The organism is Saccharopolyspora antiqui (assembly GCF_052246905.1).
GTDB lineage: Bacteria > Actinomycetota > Actinomycetes > Mycobacteriales > Pseudonocardiaceae > Saccharopolyspora.
Window position 1 is genome coordinate 178,488 of record NZ_JBQQBO010000010.1, and the last position, 19,866, is coordinate 198,353.

The 19,866-nt window shown below is 67.7% G+C and carries 19 protein-coding genes; 11 read left to right on the plus strand and 8 right to left on the minus strand.

All coding sequences use genetic code 11. The features are described from left to right. Nucleotides 1–428 precede the first annotated feature (428 nt). Nucleotides 429–1,376 carry an SDR family NAD(P)-dependent oxidoreductase gene (locus ACTWQN_RS18160; protein WP_443204675.1) on the minus strand — a complete coding sequence of 316 codons (948 nt, stop codon included), beginning with the start codon at nt 1,374–1,376 and terminating at the stop codon, nt 429–431. 77 nt (nt 1,377–1,453) lie between these two features. Between ACTWQN_RS18160 and ACTWQN_RS18165 the strand changes: the two genes are divergently transcribed. The 7 genes from ACTWQN_RS18165 to ACTWQN_RS18195 all read left to right on the plus strand — a co-directional run bounded on the left by ACTWQN_RS18165 (nt 1,454) and on the right by ACTWQN_RS18195 (nt 8,015). After that, the gene (locus tag ACTWQN_RS18165; protein ID WP_443204676.1) at nt 1,454–2,038 is read left to right on the plus strand and encodes a TetR/AcrR family transcriptional regulator; all 585 of its coding nucleotides are present in this window, start codon (nt 1,454–1,456) and stop codon (nt 2,036–2,038) included. A gap of 110 nt (nt 2,039–2,148) precedes the next feature. Beyond that, on the plus strand, nt 2,149–3,066 hold the full coding sequence (locus tag ACTWQN_RS18170) for a hypothetical protein (RefSeq protein ID WP_443204677.1): 918 nt from the start codon (nt 2,149–2,151) through the stop codon (nt 3,064–3,066). Between the two features lie 183 nt (nt 3,067–3,249). After that, nucleotides 3,250–3,810, plus strand: a complete 561-nt coding sequence (locus ACTWQN_RS18175; RefSeq protein ID WP_443204678.1) for an inorganic diphosphatase — start codon at nt 3,250–3,252, stop codon at nt 3,808–3,810. Nucleotides 3,811–4,090: 280 nt separating this feature from the next. After that, the gene (locus ACTWQN_RS18180; protein ID WP_443204679.1) at nt 4,091–4,477 is read left to right on the plus strand and encodes a YchJ family protein; all 387 of its coding nucleotides are present in this window, start codon (nt 4,091–4,093) and stop codon (nt 4,475–4,477) included. 217 nt (nt 4,478–4,694) lie between these two features. Continuing rightward, entirely contained in the window at nt 4,695–5,894 is a 1,200-nt protein-coding gene (locus ACTWQN_RS18185; RefSeq protein WP_443204680.1) for a sensor histidine kinase, read from the plus strand. Continuing rightward, nucleotides 5,891–6,562, plus strand: coding sequence for a response regulator (locus ACTWQN_RS18190; RefSeq protein ID WP_443204681.1), 672 nt, complete (start codon nt 5,891–5,893; stop codon nt 6,560–6,562). The genes ACTWQN_RS18185 and ACTWQN_RS18190 overlap by 4 nt, the downstream gene beginning before the upstream one ends. Nucleotides 6,563–6,716: 154 nt before the next feature. Further along, nucleotides 6,717–8,015 carry an acyltransferase family protein gene (locus ACTWQN_RS18195; RefSeq protein ID WP_443204682.1) on the plus strand — a complete coding sequence of 433 codons (1,299 nt, stop codon included), beginning with the start codon at nt 6,717–6,719 and terminating at the stop codon, nt 8,013–8,015. 99 nt (nt 8,016–8,114) lie between these two features. Here ACTWQN_RS18195 and ACTWQN_RS18200 read toward each other — a convergent pair whose 3' ends face one another. The 5 genes from ACTWQN_RS18200 to ACTWQN_RS18220 form a co-directional block, all read right to left on the minus strand. Then, nucleotides 8,115–9,155, minus strand: coding sequence for an ABC transporter permease (locus ACTWQN_RS18200; RefSeq protein WP_443204683.1), 1,041 nt, complete (start codon nt 9,153–9,155; stop codon nt 8,115–8,117). Further along, the gene (locus tag ACTWQN_RS18205) at nt 9,152–10,105 is read right to left on the minus strand and encodes an ABC transporter ATP-binding protein (protein ID WP_443204684.1); all 954 of its coding nucleotides are present in this window, start codon (nt 10,103–10,105) and stop codon (nt 9,152–9,154) included. Before ACTWQN_RS18205 ends, ACTWQN_RS18200 begins: the two co-directional genes overlap by 4 nt. Beyond that, nucleotides 10,102–10,476: a GntR family transcriptional regulator gene (locus ACTWQN_RS18210; RefSeq protein WP_443204685.1), complete on the minus strand. Its 375-nt coding sequence runs from the start codon at nt 10,474–10,476 to the stop codon at nt 10,102–10,104. Before ACTWQN_RS18210 ends, ACTWQN_RS18205 begins: the two co-directional genes overlap by 4 nt. Nucleotides 10,477–10,705: 229 nt before the next feature. After that, complete coding sequence (locus tag ACTWQN_RS18215) at nt 10,706–12,358, minus strand: ABC-F family ATP-binding cassette domain-containing protein (protein WP_443204686.1); 1,653 nt, start codon at nt 12,356–12,358, stop codon at nt 10,706–10,708. Between the two features lie 55 nt (nt 12,359–12,413). Next, nucleotides 12,414–13,010, minus strand: a complete 597-nt coding sequence (locus tag ACTWQN_RS18220; protein ID WP_443204687.1) for a TetR/AcrR family transcriptional regulator — start codon at nt 13,008–13,010, stop codon at nt 12,414–12,416. 174 nt (nt 13,011–13,184) lie between these two features. On the opposite strand from ACTWQN_RS18220, the gene ACTWQN_RS18225 reads away from it, so the two are divergent. The 3 genes from ACTWQN_RS18225 (at nt 13,185) to ACTWQN_RS18235 (ending at nt 16,199) form a co-directional block, all read left to right on the plus strand. Further along, entirely contained in the window at nt 13,185–13,790 is a 606-nt protein-coding gene (locus ACTWQN_RS18225; protein WP_443204688.1) for a TetR/AcrR family transcriptional regulator, read from the plus strand. Continuing rightward, the gene (locus ACTWQN_RS18230) at nt 13,787–15,460 is read left to right on the plus strand and encodes an MDR family MFS transporter (RefSeq protein ID WP_443204689.1); all 1,674 of its coding nucleotides are present in this window, start codon (nt 13,787–13,789) and stop codon (nt 15,458–15,460) included. The genes ACTWQN_RS18225 and ACTWQN_RS18230 overlap by 4 nt, the downstream gene beginning before the upstream one ends. Nucleotides 15,461–15,617: 157 nt before the next feature. After that, complete coding sequence (locus ACTWQN_RS18235) at nt 15,618–16,199, plus strand: class I SAM-dependent methyltransferase (protein ID WP_443204690.1); 582 nt, start codon at nt 15,618–15,620, stop codon at nt 16,197–16,199. 172 nt (nt 16,200–16,371) lie between these two features. Here the strand turns inward: ACTWQN_RS18235 and ACTWQN_RS18240 are convergent, their stop codons facing one another. Both ACTWQN_RS18240 and ACTWQN_RS18245 read right to left on the minus strand, forming a co-directional pair. Next, complete coding sequence (locus ACTWQN_RS18240; RefSeq protein ID WP_443204691.1) at nt 16,372–17,088, minus strand: C39 family peptidase; 717 nt, start codon at nt 17,086–17,088, stop codon at nt 16,372–16,374. A 592-nt stretch (nt 17,089–17,680) separates the two neighbouring features. Beyond that, a complete protein-coding gene (locus ACTWQN_RS18245) occupies nt 17,681–18,886 on the minus strand; it encodes an FAD-dependent monooxygenase (RefSeq protein ID WP_443204692.1) in 1,206 nt (401 codons plus the stop codon). 150 nt (nt 18,887–19,036) lie between these two features. Between ACTWQN_RS18245 and ACTWQN_RS18250 the strand changes: the two genes are divergently transcribed. Then, entirely contained in the window at nt 19,037–19,849 is an 813-nt protein-coding gene (locus tag ACTWQN_RS18250) for an IclR family transcriptional regulator (RefSeq protein ID WP_443204693.1), read from the plus strand. The last annotated feature ends 17 nt before the right edge of the window (nt 19,850–19,866 follow it).

Here is a 19,866-nt window from a genome sequence, read left to right on the forward strand (position 1 = left end):
CAATGGTCGCATTGGCGCTAGCCGCGTCGGCTGCGGTGGGCATCGGTGGAGTGGCGTCGGCCGCTACGGCGACCCCGCTGGCAGCACCAACAACGATGGTGCTGGCCAGCCACTCGGGTAACGGCCACGATGGCCACAGCCACTCCCACGGACACAACCACAACGGCAAGACCGATAGCGGCTAAGGCGGCCACAGCGCGGGTGAACGGATAACTTGGAACAGCAACAGATCTCCAACCACCCGGGACGCGGTCCACGCGAGTAGTCGGTCCGCATCGGATTCATTTCTGCGCCTCCCCGCATCACTGGCGATGCGAGGAGGCGCGTTCGACGGGTGACCGTTGTCACATTAAATCGGATTCCCGGTACCCGTTCGACAATTGCGCCGCACCACCCGCGATGAAAAAGAGCATTTCGGCCTTCTGGTGTCAGCCGCCGTGGCCGAGTTCGACGGGAAGACCGCACAGCGCGGCCGCGGTGTGCCACAGTTCGTCCTCGCGGTCCCGGTGATAGGACTCCGGTGAGGAGTCGTCGACGGCGCGCCGGTCGATGTAGGCGCCGCTTTCCCCCGGGCGAGGGCCGGTTGCAGCGCGGGCGAGAAGGTCACCGGCCGTCGCGGACGAGAGAGCCAGCGGGGTGGCGGTCAACCCGTGCAGCAGGGTGCGCGAGAGGAACCGGACGAACGGGCCCGCGTCCCGCACGAGCCCGGTACCGGGGACGTAGCCGGGGTTGAACGTGTACACATCCACCCCCTGCGGCAGCCGCCGCGCTAGCGCATGCACCAGGTAGAGGACCGCGAGCTTGCTGGTGGAGTACGCGGTCCGGCCTTCAGCGGCCGTCCGCGCCGCTGCGTCGTCACGGGCCCTGGCCAGGGCGGGCACGCTCTCCCACCGGGGTGCGGGCACCATGCCCATGTTGTGGCGGAGATCCCCGAAGTGCGTGTCACTGCCCACGATGACGATCCGCGCCGGGACGGTGAACTCCTCCCACAACAGCCGCACGAACAGGTAGTTGGCCAGCACGTTGACCGCGAAAGTCGTCTCGATGCCGTCAGCGCTCGGGTGGGTGCGACTGGTCATCTGCAGTCCGGCGTTGCCGACCAACCCGCGCAGCGGCGGCAACCCACCCGACCGCAGACTCTCCCCCAGCTCAGCAGCAGCCGAACGAATCGACTGCATCGAGGCGAGATCACACGAAACCGCCGACACGTTCGCGTTACCTGTCGCCCTCGCCAGCTCCCCGACCAGCTGCTGACCCGAACCCCGCGCCGTCACCACCAGATGGAATTCCGGATGGTCACGCAGGATCTTCTCGGCCGCGATCCGCCCGAGTCCCCTGCTCGCGCCTGTCATCAGCAGGCTTCCCGTGGGTTTCACCGCATCCTCCGATACTCGAACCCTTTTGGTACTGGATACCATAAAGTATCGGGTTTCGTGCGCGCTAGGATGGGGACATGACCCAGCAGGTTCCGCTTCGCGAACGGAAGAGACGGCGCGCGCGGGAGGCGATCGTCGACGCGGCGTTCGCGCTGTTCGCCGAACGGGGCTTCGCCGACGCGACCGTGACCGAGATCGCCGAACGAGCCGAAGTGGGACGCACCACCTTCTTCCGCTACTTCGGCGACAAGCAGGAAGTCCTCTTCGCCGACGAACGCGAGCTCGTCGAGCAATTGCTCCAGCGGGGCAGCGAGCCTCCATCGAAGCCGCCGACGTTCGGCGAGGCGCTGGATCAGGCCCGCTCGGCGGTGGACGCGATGTGCGCGGCGGTCACGGTCGATGAACAGCGGTATCGACTGCACGAGCAGCTCATCGCCGACAACCCCGAACTGCACGACCGCAGCGAGCGCAAACTGCTGCACCTCACCGACGCCATGATCACCGCACTGGCGGCACAGGGAACCGCACCGGAAGAAGCCGCACTCGCGGCCCACCTCGCCCTCGCCTGCTACCGAGCTGGCAAAGCCACCGCCGGTGCTGACCCCCGGAAACTGAAGCGAGCGGTCGACGAAGCCTTCGACCTGCTCCTGCGGAAAACCTGAATCCAGCTGGTCGAGGGCGACATCGCGAGAGCCTCCTCGCCCAAACAAAGTCCACAGTCAACAGAGATCTCGGCCAACTGATCAGGCTTCCCTTTGCACCAGCACGGTCTTTGCCGGATCAGCTCGAACGGGATGGGCCACTTGGTCGTCGAGGAAAGGAAGTTGACTTCGACCGCAGTCGAGGTTCTAGCTTCTGCCGCGAGGCAACGAACAAGGTCTGGAGGTCAGCGATGACGGACGTGGAGATCGAAAGGGTCGAGATCGCGGCTCCACGCGGATCGATCGAGGCGCTCGAAGCCTTCTACGGGCAACGGCTCGGTGTTCCCACCGCCGTCCACGGCGATTCGCAGCTGGAGCTGCACATTGGCCACAGCACCGTGCAGTTCAGCCAGACGACCGGGGAAGGGCATCCGTTCTACCACTTCGCCTTCCTAGTTCCCGGAAACAGGTTCGAGCCCGCGTATTCGTGGCTGGCGGCCCGGGCCGAAATCCTCCCCCAACTCGATTCCGAGAACACGGTGTTCGATTTCGCCTCCCTGAACGCTCATGCCTGCTACTTCCACGACCCGGCGGACAACATCGTCGAACTGATCGCACACCGTGGACTCGCCGAGTCAGCGGCGCCCAGCGAGACATTCTCCGCCGATGAGCTCATCGGTGTCTCCGAGATCGGCCTGGTCACGCCCAACAGGGCCCGAGCCGCAGAAGCCCTCGACGACGCACTAGGACTCACGATCTGGCTGGGCGAGCCGCACAGCCCCGACGGTCTCGCGTTTCTCGGAAGGCGAGCCCACACACTCATCCTCGCAGCTCCCGGCCGCGGCTGGCTGCCAACCGGCCGACCGGCCGAAGTCCACCCGGTCCGAGTCGCCCTGACCGGCGCGCAAACCGGTCACGTCGACCTGACCGACGCTCCCCACCAGATACGAGGCGAGGCAGCGTGGAGAGATCTCCAGCCGCATCCTCCGCAGGGCTCGCCACCTCGGCATTCGCCTTGTCGTGACCTGCGGCGGTTCGCCACGAGGTGACCTCTGCCGCCAGGGCGGCTGGTCCTGCTCGACAGTCGCCTGCGCGCGACACTGGAGTGGTGGCGATGGGATTCGCCCGAGACGAATGTGCTTGATGACGCCAGCTGAGTCGGTTGCGGTGTTTGCGTCGCGACGCGGCTCTTGTGCCGACCTCATGTTCCGACGCGGTGAAAGGAGTGCACCGTGGAATTGGATATGGTCGTGGAAATCCCGCAGGGGTCCCGGAACAAGTACGAGATGGACCACCGGATCGGGCGGATCCGGTTGGATCGCACTCTGTTCACCGCCACTCAGTATCCCGCTGACTACGGGTACTTCCCGGGCACTCTCGCTGAGGACGGTGATCCGCTCGATGCGCTCGTGCCGCTGGACGAACCGACGTTCCCCGGTTGCACCATCCGCGTCCGCCCGGTCGCAGTGTTCTGGATGCACGACGAACACGGCCAGGATGCCAAGATCCTTTGCGTGCCCGCTGGCGACCCGCGCACTGATCACATCCGCGACCTCGCGGATGTGCCGCAGCACGACCTGGAGGAGATCAGCCACTTCTTCGCCACCTACAAGGACTTGGAGCCGCGCAAGAGCGGCGAGATTCGAGGCTGGCAAGCCCGGGCCGAGGCCGAGACGGTCATCGAAGCCGCTTTCACCCGCACCGCGACCGGTGACCGACCGGCGGGGCTACCGGCACCGCCGGTGGACGGACGGCTCGCCAGCACGCGAAGGCACGCGGTCATGCCGAGGTAGGCAACCAGTCCACTCCGGCCTGTTGCCGCAGCAGCGCGGCCACCTCGGCCAGCTCCCGCGGCTGCGGCAGGTCGTAGCACGGCCGCACCCCGGCTCAGCGCCCGGTGCGCGCGGACCAGACCCGCGAAGTCGCGGGGGAATACCTGGGCATCCACCCCGAGCAGGGAGGAGCGGAGTCTGCGGGTTCTCCCCCGACGCCGGACGCAGGAGTACCTGGAACACGTGACGCGGCGCGCAGGGTGGGCACCTCCGTGGGCGACACGGATGAGAAACTTCGCAGGTGAGCGCGATCCATCTCTGCCCGTGTGGACTCGGCGAGCCGTTCGCCGAGTGCTGCGCACCTTTGCACGCCAGCAAGCGTCGAGCGGCCACGGCTGAACAACTCATGCGCTCGCGCTACTCGGCGTTCGCCGTCGGCGATGCGGCATACCTGCTCAAGACCTGGCATCCCACAACCCGTCCAGCCGAGCTCAGCCTCGATCCCGAGCAGAGCTGGGTCCGCCTCGACATCCTCGACCGCACCGGCGGCGGACTGTTCGACAGCGAAGGCACCGTACGTTTCCGGGCCCACTACCGACTGCACGGTAAAGCGGGGACGCTCACCGAGCACAGCCGCTTCACGCGCACCGACAAGACCTGGTTCTACGTCGACGGCGACCACGGCTGACCAGACGGCAGGTCGGCTCGCGAGATCCCCGATCTCCCGCAACAAGCGCAAGGCATCGTCGCGTGCCGACCACCACATTCACGACGAAATCGACAATTCGGCGTGCCGATCGCAGCGGATATCCTCACCGAAGACCACTACGACCAGCGGAGTTGGACCTTCCCAGATGGCGAAATCCAAGCGCAGGCGCGATCCGGATGGGCCACCGCGACCCCAGGTGAAGCCCGTTGTCTGGTTCGCGGCCGCGCTCGGCGTTCTCGCCCTGTCGCTGGCGGCCGTGGCGATCCCGCTCAACGCCGCGGTATTCGGGATGCCGCTGGCAATCGCGTTCCTGCTCGGCATCGCCCACGCCGGATCGGTCGGCATCGCGCTCTTCTACCCGCGGTCCGCCACCGTCATCTCCTGTTCAGCCGTTTTCCTGCTGGCGATGGCGGCCCGCGGCGACGATCCCACGACTATCTGGCCGGTCTCGGTGACGACGCTGATCGGCCAGGGGCTGCTGATCATCGTGCTCGGCGCGCACCAAGCATGGCCGACCGGCCTGCGGTGCTGGCTCGGTGGTGTCGTGGCAGCTACCGGAGGCGCCGTGCTCGCACCGCAAGGCGTGTCGGCGGATGCCGTGGCGGGAAACCTCTTCCTGTTCGGCGCGGTCACCGGTGGTGCGTTCGGCGGCACGCTGGTGGTGCGGCAGTGGCGGCAGATCTCCTCGCAGCTCGTGCAGGAACGCAGGCTCAGCGCCGCCGAGCACGCCAAGCGGGTGGTAGCCGAGGAGAAGACGCGGATCGCCCGCGAGCTGCACGATGTGATCGCGCACAGCATGTCGCTCATCAACGTGCAGGCGACCACCGCGCAGTACCGGCACCCGGGCCTCGATCCACGTCTCGCCGCGGAGTTCGACGAAATGGCAGCGGCGTCACGGCGGGCGTTGCGCGAGATGCGTGGCGTGCTGGGGGTGCTGCGGGACGGCCAGACCGGCGGTGAGCTGGTTCCGCAGCCCGGCCTGGCCCGCATTCCAGAGCTGATCGACAGCGCAGGCCGCGCAGGCGTGGACGTTTCCGCGCACGGCACGGAGTTGTTGGAAGACGCAACGGGCACGGAGATCGCGGGCATCGCGGCGTTTCGCATCGTGCAGGAAGCGTTGAGCAACGTGACCAGGCACGCCCCTGGCGCGCGGACCGAGGTGCGTTTCGCCCGATCCGGCGGAGTGCTGACGATCACCGTGCGCAACAGCGCCCCGGACCGGGTGGTGAACCCGGTGCAGGGCGGTGGGCACGGTCTCGTCGGCATGCAAGAGCGGGCCGCGATCGTCAACGGATCTGTCCACTTCGGACACACTGGCGACGGTGGCTACGAGGTGCGAGCGGTTCTTCCACTGAACCACACGGGTAACGATTCGCAGGAGCGGGAAATCCAGTGACCATCAAGGTGCTCGTCGTCGACGACCAGGCAATGGTGCGGGCCGGGTTCGCCGCCCTGCTCGACGCCCAGCCCGACATCGACGTGGTCGGCGAGGCGGACAACGGCGCCCGCGCGATCGAAATCGCCCGCACCCACCACCCGGACGTCGTCGTGATGGATGTGCGGATGCCGGTGCTCAACGGGATCGACACAACGCGGCACCTGATGAACCAGCCCGCACCCGCCGCGCACGTGCCCCGCGTGCTGATGCTGACGACCTTCGACATCGACGACTACGTGTACGAGGCGATCCGGGCGGGGGCCAGCGGCTTCCTGCTCAAGGATGCGCTGCCTGCCGATCTGGTTTCGGCGGTGCGCGTGATCGCCGGTGGCGAGGCGCTGCTGGCGCCCACGGTGACGCGCCGGATGATCGAGCACTTCGCCCGGTCGGCCCCACCGCGCCAGTCCACCGCACCGCAGCTCTCAGCGCTCACCCAGCGGGAGCGCGAGGTACTGGTCCGCGTGGCGCAAGGACTTTCGAACAACGAGATCGCCGGTGCGTTGTTCATCTCCGAGCAGACCGTGAAAAGCCACGTCAGCCGCATCATCGGCAAGCTGGGAATCCGCGACCGGGTGCAGGCCGTCATCGCCGCCTACGAATGCGGGCTGGTCTCCCCAGGCGCATGAGGGGCCCGTAGCACCGGGGATGGAGAGTTCACCTGACCCCCTACCGTGGTAGGGGTCTTCAATGCGCTCCCAGGACGGACGCGATCACAGCCGCTGAATACATACGCTTTTCCGGCCCGGAACTCGTCCGGACCTTTTCACGGGAGAAGCCACAGTGGCCGTTCTGCGCACACCTGTCGCACCGACACCGGAGTCGACTACCGGCCCAGGACCGGCCCGCGACCGGGTTCTCGACCTGGTCCGATCCGCTTGCCTGGTTGTCGTTGTCGTCCTGCACGCCATGATGGCGGGCATCGAGGTCACCGCCTCGGGCATTCAGATCACGAATGCTTTCGAAAACCAGAAATGGTTTGTCCCGGTCTCCTGGATCATCCAGGTAATGCCGTTGTTCTTCATTGTCGGCGGATTCGCCGGAATTACGCAGTGGCGCCGAATGCGCGCCGCCGGTGCGACGCCAGCCGATTTCGTCCGGACTCGCCTCACCCGGCTCGCCCGGCCCGCACTCGTCGCCTTCGCGGCGATCGCAGGCGCGCTGGCGGTGGCGAACGCGGCCGGGGTCTCGCCGGGCCTACTCGCGCAAGTCGGGTTCCGGATGAGCCAACCGATGTGGTTCATCGGCGTCTACCTGGGGACTTCCGCACTGGTCCCGCTGCTGTGCCGACAGCACGAGCGAGCGCCGCGAGCAACGCTGGCGCTGCTCGTCGCGCTCGCACTCGGCGTCGATCTGCTGTCGATCGCCACCGATTCGCCGGAGATCGGGTTCTGCAATCTCGCGTTCGTCTGGCTGGCCATCCAGCAGATCGGTTTCTGGTACGCCGACGGCTGGTTCCGGTTTCGGTCGAACGGTCAACTGCTGGCCATGGCTTCCGGTGCGTTCGCGCTGCTGGTGACCAGCACGGCCGCCGGACCTTACCCCGCCGACATGCTGGCCAACCTCAACCCGCCGACCAGCAACCTGGTGCTGCTCGGTGTCGTCCAGATATGCCTGCAATCACTCGTCGCCGCACGCCTCGCGGTCCTCATGAGTCGACCGGGCCTGCGCTCGTGCGTCGACGCGATCTGCAAGCACTCGCTGACCATTTATCTCTGGCACATGCCCGCACTGGTGCTGCTCGCCGCCATACTGCTGGCGCTGGGATTTCCGTGGCCGGAGCCGCTCGGCGCCGCGTGGTGGCTGACCCGCGGCATGTGGCTGGCTGGAATCGCACTGGTCCTCATCCCGCTCGCCGCCTGGCTGGGCCGGTTCGAGCGCGGGACCACCGGGGCCGCTCGCCGCACGCCCGGATTCGCCGCAGCCGGTGTGGTCATCGCCATTGGCGGCATCATCACGGTATTGGCCGCGGGATTCACGATCGGCTCGGCAACAAGCGCTGCGCTCCTGCTACTGGTAGCGCTACGCCTGCAACAATCCCCGAGACCGATGCTGCGTTCGTCGGTCTCCAGATACTTGTGAGGCAGTGGCTGAAAAGCGCCCTGTGCAACGGAAAGTTGGACTTGGGGGCTGGCGCGCGCCAGCCCCCAAGTGTGGCGGCACGATCTGACCGTGGCCCGGTCAGATCGTGGTGGATTTGCGGATTCGGAGCCAGGTCACGGCGAGTAGGGCCGCGGCGAGCGCGAGGAAGATCCCGGTTTCGATGAGCTGGAAGGTGAGCAGCCGGTCCGCGGGTTGGTAGTCGGCGTAGCGGTGGATGACGCCGTGGTCGGTGAGGCAACTGTTCAGGATGGCTTGGTAGGTGTCCGGGGAAGGGGAATTGCTGGCGACGCGACTGCACCCGTCGTAAGCCGGAGACGAGTAGGACACGGTATTGCCCGCGGTGTCGAGGTAACCAGCGTCGAGGTGCATGACGTCCGCACCGAGAGCGATGCCTGGATACGGGCCTTCCAGCGAGGTGGTCTGCCGTACCGGGGCAACGTAGGACGGGCGAGCCACGGTTGCGATGAATACGCGCGCCGCGGTGAACACGATCAAGGTGATGCCCATCGATGCCACGGTTCGGCGGGTCAGCGCGCTGAGCGCGAGCCCGAGGGAGAAGCCGAACAGTGCGTAGCCCAGTTGCACCGGTATCGAGAGCTCGAAACCGACAGTTGCGAACGGCGGAATCACCCAGTCGCTGAAGCTGTGCACTCGTCGTGCCAGTGCCGAGGTGGTGGTTGCCAGCACGACGCTGAGCAGCGTGATCACCGCACCGAGGAACAGGATTCGGGTGAGCAGCCAGCGGACCGGGGACACATCCTGGGTCCAGGCCCACAAGTGCGTGCGCTGCTCGAATTCCCTGGCGAGCAGCGGTGCACCCCAGAACGCGGCGACCACTCCGGAGAACGCTGCGACTCCGTACGCCAGGTACGTGGCCTGCTGCGCCAGAGAATACAGTTCTCGGGCGGAGTCCTCCCCATCGAGGCAGCCGTTCACGTCGCAGGGCGGCAGGCTACCGGCGCGGCTGTAGGCCCACAAACACCAAGCGGTGCCCACGGCCACCGCGAGTGCCGTGAGGATGATCAGCCCGCGGTGCTGCCGCCAGGCCACCCAGGCCAGATCGACAACACTGGGACCCCGGCTGGTAGTGGTGTCCGGTGACACGGTCGCGGTGGTCATGCTGCGGCCTCCTGCCCTGCGTCCCTGCTGTTTTCCAGATGCGCCAACACGAAGTCCTCCAGCGTCACCTCGCGACTGGTCCAGGGCGGGCTGATCGGCGGTAACCGGTCGTGGGATGTGGTCCGGACCAGGAACGTGGACTGCTGGCCGGTGTGCCCGGCGTGTACGACCTGACCGGGAACAGGCGGGGCGTCGGCGCGCGGCCCCAGGTAGCACCGGTGACTGTCCAAAATGTCATCAACGGCCCCCTCGGCCAGCAACGCCCCACGGGCGAGCAGCAGCAGATAGTCGGCCACGCCGCCGAGTTCCGCGATCACGTGGGTGGACAGCAGCACCGTCATCCCGGTGTCGGCCGCCTCGGCGAGCAACTCGCGGGTGACCTCACGGCGGGCCAGCGGGTCGAGGTTGGCCAGCGGCTCGTCCAGCAGCAGCACTGACGGGCACGCACCCAAGGCCAGCGCGAAGGACACCTGAGCCTGCTGGCCACCGGAAAGCCTGCCACAGGGTCGGTCCAGCGGAATCTCGAACCGCTCCAGCCACCGCCGCGCGCGCCGGGAGTCCCAGACGCGGTTGAATCGGGCGGCGATCTGCAACATCGCGGTCGCGTCGAGACGCCGATACAGCGGCTTGTCCTGCGCGACGAACGACACCCGGCCCTGGCAGGCGCCCTGGGTGGCCATTGCGGCGATCCCGTCGATGCTCGCCGTGCCCTGGGTCGGGGCGAGCAGCCCGGCCAGCACGCTGAGCAGCGTGGTCTTCCCGGCCCCGTTGTGACCGACCAGCGCAGCGACCCGCCCGGCCGGTATCTGAAACGTGCAGTCCCGCAACGCCCAGGTCGACCCGCCTCGCCACAACCGCCGATACTCCTTGCCCAGCCCCTCGACGGCGATCGCGAATCCACTATCCCCACGGGCGGCAGAAGCCGACTCCACCTCAACGCCGGTAGTCATTTCTTGCTCACTTTCCGCGCGAGCGCGGCACTCAGCAGTGCTTTCATGTCCTCGTCGTCCAATCCCGCCTGGTGTGCGATCCGCACCCAGTTCTCCAGTTGTTGCTGCAACTCGGTCAGCACCCCCGCGCCCGCGGACGTGCCTGCCGAGTCCTTGACGAAGGTGCCCGACCCCTGGCGCACCTCAAGCACCCCGGCGAGTTCGAGTTCCCGGTAGGCCTTGAGCACGGTGTGCTGGTTCACCCCGCTCGCGGCCACCACCTCCCGTGCCGTCGGCAGGCGATCTCCCGGCTTGAGCCACCCCAACCGCACCGCGTCCCGGACCTGCAGCATCAGCTGCCGATACGGCGGCATACCCCCGGCCCGATCCACCCGGAACTCCACACACCCACCCGCCCAAATTGTTCTATACAGCTAGCACACTAGAGGACTGTAGCAGAAATGATCAAGCCGGGCGTGGATACCGGTTGCGGCGTTCCATCGACCGAGGATCAGCCCAGCCCGGGAATCATCACCTCAGACCCGCGCGGCAGCCGAAATCCCGAGCGTGCAAGGACTTTCTCGATAGGGCCGCGAGGCGGTCGCAAGGAGGTGCGGCGGACTACTCGCTCCACACCGGTTCGTCGGATTCCCGCACTCGCCCGTCGGCGTGGAACACCAGGAACCGGTCGAACGAGCGGGCGAACCACCGGTCGTGGGTCACGGCGAGCACCGTGCCCGCGAACTCGTCCAGGCCGGTTTGCAGGGCGTCCGCCGAGATCAGGTCCAGGTTGTCCGTGGGCTCGTCGAGCAGCAGCAGGTTGGCGCCTTCGATTTCCAGCAACAGGATCTGGAACCTCGCCTGCTGCCCCCCGGACAACGTGTCGAACGGTCGCTGTGCGGTCCGCACCATGTCGTACCGCGCCAAGGCGCGGCTGGCTTCCTCGCGCGACATGCCCGAACGGCGCTGCCCACCGCCGATGAGCAGGTCCAGGAGCGTGCGCCCGGCGAACTCGGGATGCTCGTGCGTCTGCGCGAACATCCCGGGCACCACTCGCGCCCCCAGGCGCGCGGTCCCGGTGTGCGACACCGGGGTCAGCGCCTCCTGGTCAGGTACCGGGACGTCGTCGCTGCCGCCGCGGGCGAGCAGCCGCAGGAAGTGGGACTTGCCAGTGCCGTTGGCGCCCAGCACCGCGATCCGCTCGCCGTAGCGGAACTCGGCGTTGAACGGCTTGGTCAGCCCGTCCAGCGCCAGGTCCTCGCAGACGACCGCGCGTTTGCCGGTGCGCCCGCCCTGCAACCGCACGCGAACCCGCTGCTCGCGCGGGACCGCTTCCGGCGGACCTGCCTCCTCGAACTTGCGCAGACGTGTTCGTGCCGCTTGGTAACGGGCGGACATGCCGTCGTTGTAGGACGCTTTCTGCTTGAGGTCGTTGACCAACCGGACCAGCTTGGCCCGATCCTCATCCCATCGGCGGCGGAGTTCGTCCAATCTGGACACCCGATCCTCGCGGGCTCGGTCGTAGCTGGCGAATCCGCCACCGTGGACCCACACGCGGTTGCCAGCCGCACCCAGTTCCACCGTGACGATGCGGTTGGCGGTTCGGTGCAGCAGTTCTCGGTCGTGCGTCACGAACAGCACGGTCTTCGGCGTTTCCCGGATCTGTTCCTCCAACCACTGCTTGCCGGGCACGTCGAGGTAGTTGTCCGGCTCATCCAGCAGGAGTACCTGGTCCGGCCCCCGCAGCAGCGCTTCCAAGGCGAGTTTCTTCTGCTGGCCGCCCGAGAGGTGCCGCAACTCGCGGTAGCGAACTCGGTCGTAGGGCAGGCCGAGCGCCGCGGTGCAGCAGCGGTCCCAGAGCACCTCGGCCTCGTAACCGCTGGAGTCGGTGTACTCGACGATCGCCTCCGCGTAGGCCAGCTGCGCGGCGTCGTCATCGTGCTCGATGAGGCGGTTCTCCGCCCGCTCCAGGTTTTCCGCCGCGGCGCGCAGCCGCGGCGCGGCCAACGACACCAGTAGGTCCCGCACCGTCGAGTCGTCGCGGGTGTGGCCGATGAACTGGCGCATCACGCCGAGCCCGCCGGAGCGGGTGACGCTGCCCTCGGTCGGCGCCAGATCGCCGGAGATCAACCGAAGCAGCGTCGACTTCCCCGCACCGTTGGGACCCACCAGCGCCGCCTTGACACCGTCGCCCACCCGGAAAGACACATCGTCCAGCAGCATCTGCCCGTCCGGCAGAACGTAGTGCACTTTCTGCGACTCAACATGCCCCACAGCGGTTGGCTCCTAAGCGCGCAAAGCAGAGAGTTCGGTGGCGGTGGCCGTCGAACTACTCCGGGATCAGACCAGCGATGTGGCGGCGCAGCACCTCGGCCATCAGCTCGCCATCGTTCGAACCGTGCGGATAAACCAGTTCGAAGGTCAAGCCGCCGACCAGTGCGGTCAGCCGCTCCGCCTCCACACCGGGATCGGGGACGTGCGCTGCCTCCAGCGTTTCGCGAAGGACAGCGCGCAGATCGGTGCCCATCCGAACCGCAAGCGGCCGGAACTCCGGGCGAAGCCGCGCCGCGGTGATCAACTCGATCAACACGATCGCCTCAGCGAGGTCGCCCTCAGGCGCGGGCAGTACGGCACGGCACACCGCCTCGATCAACTCGCGCCGACCGGCCACGTCCAAGTGACCGGCGGTCTTCGGCAACGCGTCGTGGAGCCGCCGTGCCATGCGCGCGCCGACCTCTTCGGCGGCGGCCACCATCAGCCCCTCGTGACTGCCGAAGTAGTGCCGCACCGAACCGATGTTGATCCCGGACTCCTCGGCCACCTTGCGAAGCGACGCCTCACCGACCCCGCCGCGGGCGACGAGCCGGAACACGGCGTCGACGATGCGGCGCTTCGACGCGGTGGACGCAGCAGCGGGGGTGGTCATGGCGATCAAATTATCACACCTGTGATAACGCCTGCAAAACCCCCATCCCCCGCTCCAGAGCTTGGGCAGCGTTGACCGGGCGCGGCAGGCCGTCGGGCGTTGGTGCACTCTTCGATCGAGAGTGCAATAATGCACTATGATATGAATCGTGCAACAAGCATGCGCAGGCGGCGCATGGCGGCGACCGCTGCGCAGGTGACCTCCGTCAGCCGCAGGCTGACCGCGGAACGTGGGCTGTCCGGGTTCACCATCGAGGAGGTCTGCGAACAGGTCGACATCTCCCGCCGCACCTTCTTCAACTACTTCGCCTCGAAGGACGACGCCGTCCTCGGAATTCCCGCACGCGGGGATGACGACGCGCTCAAGGCCCGGTTCCTGGCGCGCGGTGATCCTGCGAGCACCGGGCTCTCACCAACCCTGCTCGACGACCTCGCCGAGTTGGCAGTGCAGCGCTGGGACCGCTCGGACATCACGGCCGAGAGCATCCGCGACGTCCTCAACGCGTTCGAACGCGAGCCCCGGCTCTTCACCCGGATCATGGAGAAAATGCTGCGCGACGAACAATCCGATGTGGAACTCGTCGAGCACCGCGAGGGCCTCGCTTCCGGCGATCTCCGCGCCGCCGCCGCCGTGCAGCTCATCCGCGCCCTGACCGGGGCGACTGCGCGGGAGTTCCTCACCCTGACGAACACCGACCCCTTCGCGGAGATCCTCGCAAGTCGGCTCGCCGCCGCCCGCGACATCCTCGCACCGAATCCCGACCTCGAACGGAAATCATGACGTCCACCGCTCCCGCCCCGTTACTGCTGACACAGCGGCGGATCTGGATCATCTTCAGCGCGCTCATCGCGGGCATGCTGCTCTCCAGCCTCGATCAGACGATCGTCGCAACCGCCATGCCGACGATCGTCGGCGATCTCGGCGGCGTCGAGCACCAGGTGTGGATCACCACCGCCTACCTCCTCGCGACCACGATCGTCATGCCGATCTACGGCAAGTTCGGCGACGTCCTCGGCCGCCGTCGGCTGTTCCTCGTCGCGATCACGCTGTTCACCCTCGCCTCGGTGGGCTGCGCGTTCGCCACCGACTTCTGGGTGTTCGTGGTGTTCCGGGCCATGCAGGGCTTCGGCGGCGGCGGGCTCATGATCCTGTCGCAGGCGATCATCGCCGACATCGTCCCGGCGAACGAGCGCGGCAAGTACCTCGGCCCGCTCGGCGGCATCTTCGGCCTGTCGGCCGTCGGCGGTCCGCTGCTCGGCGGGTTCTTCGTCGACCACCTCACTTGGCAGTGGGCGTTCTACATCAACATCCCGGTCGGCATCGCCGCATTCATCATCGCGCTCGTGGCGCTGACCCTGCCGAACAAGAAGGCGACCCAGCCGATCGACGTCCTCGGCGTCGTGTTCCTCTCGATCGCCACGACGTGCCTGATCTTCTTCACCGATTTCGGCGGTGACAAGGCGCACGGCTGGGGCGCGCTTGAGACGTGGTCCTGGGGCCTCGGACTGCTCGCGGCGACGGTCGCATTCGTCGTCACCGAGGCTCGCGCCGCCGACCCGATCATCCCGCTGAGCCTGTTCCGCAACCCGATCTTCGTGAACGCCACCGCGATCGGCCTCGCGCTGGGCCTCGGCATGTTCGCCGCCATCGGGTTCGTGCCGACGTTCCTCCAGATGTCGTCGGGGACTTCGGCGGCCGCCTCCGGACTGCTGCTCCTGCCGATGATGGTCGGCCTCATCGGCACGTCGATCGCCTCGGGCACCGCGATCACCAAGACCGGCCGGTACCGGATCTTCCCGATCCTCGGCACGATCGTCACCGCCGCCGCCATGGTCTTGATGACGACACTCGCCGCCGACACCCCGATCTGGCTGATCTGCGTCTACCTGTTCGTCTTCGGCGCCGGACTCGGACTGATCATGCAGGTGGTCGTGCTGGTCGTGCAGAACGCGGTCCCCGCCGCCATGATCGGCACCGCGACGAGCACCAACAACTACTTCCGCGAGGTCGGCGGCGCGCTCGGCACCGCGGTGTTCGGCACGATCTTCACCACCCGCCTCACCGAGAACCTCACCGGCGTCTTCACCACCGGCGGCGCCTCGACGTCGGATGCCTCGATCGCCACCGCGACACTCGATCCCAAGACGCTGAACCAGCTCCCCGAACCGCTCCGCGACGGCGTGGTCGCGGCCTACGCCGATGCCCTCGCGCCGGTCTTCTGGTACCTCCTGCCGTTCATCGGCATCGCCTTCATCCTCGCCCTGTTCCTCAAGCAGATCCCGCTCTCGGACGTCGCCGGGCTCGTCGCCCGCGGCGAAGCGATCGGCGGTGCGGAGGCAGAGCGGCTAGAAGCCGAGCAGCGCGTGCGCAAGGCGCCGGAGGCCGACTCGGCAGGTGTCGGCGCAACCCCGCGAACCGCACGGGCAGAGCCCGAGGAACCGGTCGCCTGAGCCGATCACCTGCAAGTACTACCAAGAGCCAGCTCGGCGCAAGCTTGTCGGTGGTACTTGCGGGTCACCCGAGGCAGACGCGCTCGCCGTGCCGGTCGAGCCGCCGGACATGGCACCAGACCGCAACCCAGCCCGACGTGATTGCGAAGATCGGACCATGACTGAAGGAACCGGACGCAGCACCGCCCCGAACGGACCCGCCGAGTGGGACGGCAACAACTACCAGCGGCACTTCGATGCGCTGGCGGCTTCCGGGGTGGAGGTGCACGGCGAGGCCGACTTCGTCCGCTCCTTCTCCCCCACGAGCGTCCTCGACGCTGGCTGCGGGACAGGCCGCGTGGCCATCGAACTGGCTCGGCACGGCATCGAGGTGGTAGGAGCCGACCTCGACAGCTCGATGCTGACCACCGCCCGACACCTGGCCCCCGAGATCCCTTGGATACAGGCTGATCTGGCCGAACTCGCCCTCGGGCGGACCTTCGACGTGGTCCTCATGGCTGGCAACGTTCCGCTGTTCACGTCGGCCGGTGCCCAAGCAGCGCTCGTGGCGGGTGTGGCCCGCCACGTGCGCCCCGCGGGCCTGCTCGTCGCCGGTTTCAGCCTCGACCGCGGCTACCGGATCACCGACTACGACGCACACACCGCAGCGGCCGGGCTCACGCTGACCGACCGGTTCGCCACGTGGGGCCGAGCTCCCTTCACCGACGGCGACTACGCGGTATCGATCCACACCCGCTGAGCATCGCCATCGCCCACCGGCGGTGAGCAAGGGGTAGCTGATCGATCGGGTCAGCGGCGAACGCGGTAGCGGATGCGGGTGGCCTCCGGCGTGTCGATCAGGCACGCACACGCGGTGAAGGCCCGCCGGGGATCGGCGGGCCTTCACCGCTTCCAGGGCGGTTATTGGCCTGTCAGGCGGCGTAACCCTTGGGCTGGATCAACGAAGCGAGCTGGTCGAGGCTCAGCCAGTAATCCTCGATACCGCTGAACCGTGCCGGATCGGAGATGTGCACCGTCCTGTCCGCCGCGTTGTAGCCGACGACAGCCACGTAGTGGTAGATCGTCTGGCTTGAGGGGTAGCCGGGTGGCTGGTTGCCAGGTGCCGCGACGATGTTGGCCACCATCGCCTTGCCGTCGTCGACGTCGCGGACGGTGTCCGACCACAACTGCTCGGTCATCTCCGCAGTCAGCGGACGGCCGCCCCAGTCCCTGGTGACGTATTGGGTTCCGGTTCCGGCCAGCTCCTTGTTGAGCCCGTCGACGACCTGGCCGATGTGGTCCGTGCCGTTCTCGGTGGTGCCGAGCTCGGCGGCGAGCGCGTCCTGGCCCGGCAGCTTGTCGGTCTTGCTGGACAGTGCGATGCGGGCCGCCGTGGGTCCGCACCAGTAGCCGGTCTGCTGCGCTTGGTAGTCGACGGTGAGGGATTTGGCGACTGGCTGCGGGCTGATCGCTGGAGCCGATACCGGCGCCGGGGGCGCCGCCGGAGCCGGGGGCGCCGCCTCGACGGCCCGGACCTGGACCGGTGCCGGGACGGACGCTGGCTCCGGACCCGCGGCCGCCATCAGCGGCTGACCGACCGCCACGATCGCGCCACCGGCGACAACCGCCGAGAGGACCTTGCCGGACACCCTGTGAGTCCTGGCGCCACCCGTACTCGGGTGGAACCTGCGAAGGAGTGCGCGGACTGCGGCCTTCGGGGTATGGCCGCCCGCGTTGCGATGCTTTTGCACGTGCGCCTTCCGTGTCGGGGGAAGATCCGGTCACCACCGCCGGGGTGCGGTGGCCTTTCGGAGGCAAGGCGTCGTGACCGGATCGTGATGCATTGCTGCCGACAACGTAACTAAGAGTCGCGAACGCTTCAAACGAATCACCCGATCGGCGCAATGTCTATGCCGCAATCGACTCCTCTCCGTAGCGACAAATGCTGATCAGCGGGAAACCAACCAACGGAGCCGAGCAGCTCCCGGAGCAAGCGCACCGGACCCGCCACCACGTCCTCATCGGCGGGCGACGTTTGCACTGGTAGAGGGCATGCATACGGTGTGGGGACACCCCGGGTGGAACCGGCAGCCAGCAACGTCGTCGGCACCTGCCCTCGGCCCATCCGGACCGAGATCGACTTCCCCGGATCCCGACTCGCGGAGATCAGCTGAAACGCGACCGTGAGCCTGACCACGGAGGTCCCAAGCAATCACCCAAACCGACGAACCGGTGACGCGGTTACCGCGAAGCCTCCGACTCCGCCAGTTCGGCGTCGTAGCCGTAGATCCACCCGTTGGCCACCAGCGGGTCGGAGCCGCGCAGCGACGCATCACGAGCCTGCTGTTCCGGGCCGTCGGCAAGGTGGTTAATGTGGGCCCGCTGATGGCTCACCGCCTGGATGCGGGCGGTGCGTTCCCCGCGGATGGATTCGTAGCGCCGCAGCGCCCGGGACGGATCCGCGAGGTCGGCCGCCAGGCACCGCGCGAGCACCGCGGCATCCTCGACGGACTGGGCGGCGCCTTGGGCGAAGAACGGGAACATCGGGTGCGCGGCATCGCCGAGGAGGGTGACAGGGCCCCGGCTCCACCGCTCCAGCGGCGGACGGTCCAACAAGGCCCAGCGTCCCGGGGTGCCGGACGCGCGGATCAGTTCGCGAAGCCGGGGGTCCCAACCCTCGAACTCCGCCAGGAAATCCGCCGTGGTCGCAGTCGCGCTCCAGGATTCGATGGCTTCCGGCCCCGCCGGGGCGAAGGCGACGAGGTTGACCGACTTTCCCGCCGAGATCGGGTAGTGGACGAGGTGATGATCAGGGCCGATCCACAGCGTCTGGGCGCGGCGCAGGGCGAAGGCCGGAGCACGCTCGGCCGGGACGAGTGCGCGGAAAGCGCACAGTCCCGAGAAGGCCGCGGGCGACCGTCCTATCACGGCGCTGCGGACGGACGAGTGCACGCCGTCGGCTCCGATCACGACGTCGGCTGCCACCCTGCTGCCGTCGGCGAAGGTCAGCACCGCGCGGTCGTCCCCGATTTCCACCCGCAGGCAGCGCATACCGAGCCGGACCGAGCCGTCCGGGACCGCGGACTGGACGACGCTCAGCAGGTCAGCGCGGTGCGTGGTGTAGGTCCGTTCTCCGTACCGGCGCTCACAGCTCTCGGAGAGGTTCTCGGCGGACAGGACGCGGCCGTCCTCCCACCGGCGGAACTCCCACCCCACGTCGAGCGGGACCGCGCGCTCAAGCAACCGGCCCATCGCGCCCAGCCTGCGCAGGAGCCGGACGAGATTCGGGCTGGCGACGAGCCCGGCTCCAACCTCGCCGAGCTCAGGCGCCTGTTCGAAGACCGTGGTTCGCAGTCCCACCCGGCCCAGGAACGCGGCGGCGGCCAGTCCCCCGATGCCACCCCCTACGACGGCGATTCGAGGCTGATGCGCGGACGACACTGACACCGGGGTTCCCTCCCTCGCCTGATTCGGAGACGCAATTGTGAACACCTCCGCCACCGCGCCGGAACGCGGTTGTTCATTGAACGAACAACACGAAGTGGGAGTCGGGTCGGAGCGTAGGGTGCGACTGCCAGCCGGTCGGACAGAGGTGTCATGCCACGCACGAACGAGCCAGGTCGCAGCGTCAGCTCAAGGCTGCTGCAGGTCTTGTTCTCGTTCCGGCCGCAGCAGAGCGCGCTGACCCTTGCCGACTTGACCCGTCACACGGCATTACCGCACACGACGGTCCGAAGGCTCGTCCAGGAGCTTCTCGCTGCCGGGGCTCTCGACCGCACAGCGGATGGAAGGTTCACGATCGGCCTCCGGCTCTGGGAATTGGGCACGCTCGCACCGCTTTCGGTGCCGCTGCGCACGGTCGCGCTGCCATTCATGGAGGACCTCCACGCCGCCCTGCACCAGCACGTGCAGCTGGCGGTGCTCGACGGCCGCGCAGCCGTCGTGGTCGAGCGCTTCTCGGCACGCAACGCCGTCGGCCTCGTCTCGCACGTCGGGGGGAGACTTCCGCTGCACAGTTCGGCGGTGGGAAAGGTCCTCCTCGCCCATGGCGGGCGGAAACTGATCGACGAGGTCTTCGCCGCAGAGCTCCCCCGTTTCACCCCGCGAACGGTGATCGATCCGACAGAGCTGCGTGCCGAGCTCACGGCTTGCTGGCGTTCGGGAACGGCGACGGTGCACGGGGAAATGACCGAGGGGGCCGATTCGGTCGCTGCCCGCGTCGCCGATGGGGACGGACGAGTCGTCGCGGCACTTTCCGTCGTCGTCCGATCGGGCTCACGCGACCTCACGACCGTCGCTGCCCCGGTGCTGGCCAGCGCGTTCAGCATCTCGCGCCGTCTCGGGTGGAACCCTGGCACAGGGGTGCGCGACGCCGATCTTCCGCTGCCCGCCAGTCGGCGCACCATCTGAAACCAGGCGGTGCATCG

What these genes read in the sequence shown, in the direction of transcription:
- ACTWQN_RS18165 (WP_443204676.1), top strand. Translation starts at nt 1,454, where the DNA reads ATGACCCAGCAGGTTCCGCTTCGCGAACGGAAGAGACGGCGCGCGCGG.
- ACTWQN_RS18230 (WP_443204689.1), top strand. Translation starts at nt 13,787, where the DNA reads ATGACGTCCACCGCTCCCGCCCCGTTACTGCTGACACAGCGGCGGATC.
- ACTWQN_RS18200 (WP_443204683.1), bottom strand. Translation starts at nt 9,155, where the DNA reads ATGACCACCGCGACCGTGTCACCGGACACCACTACCAGCCGGGGTCCC.
- ACTWQN_RS18220 (WP_443204687.1), bottom strand. Translation starts at nt 13,010, where the DNA reads ATGACCACCCCCGCTGCTGCGTCCACCGCGTCGAAGCGCCGCATCGTC.
- ACTWQN_RS18225 (WP_443204688.1), top strand. Translation starts at nt 13,185, where the DNA reads ATGGCGGCGACCGCTGCGCAGGTGACCTCCGTCAGCCGCAGGCTGACC.
- ACTWQN_RS18235 (WP_443204690.1), top strand. Translation starts at nt 15,618, where the DNA reads ATGACTGAAGGAACCGGACGCAGCACCGCCCCGAACGGACCCGCCGAG.
- ACTWQN_RS18205 (WP_443204684.1), bottom strand. Translation starts at nt 10,105, where the DNA reads ATGACTACCGGCGTTGAGGTGGAGTCGGCTTCTGCCGCCCGTGGGGAT.
- ACTWQN_RS18250 (WP_443204693.1), top strand. Translation starts at nt 19,037, where the DNA reads ATGCCACGCACGAACGAGCCAGGTCGCAGCGTCAGCTCAAGGCTGCTG.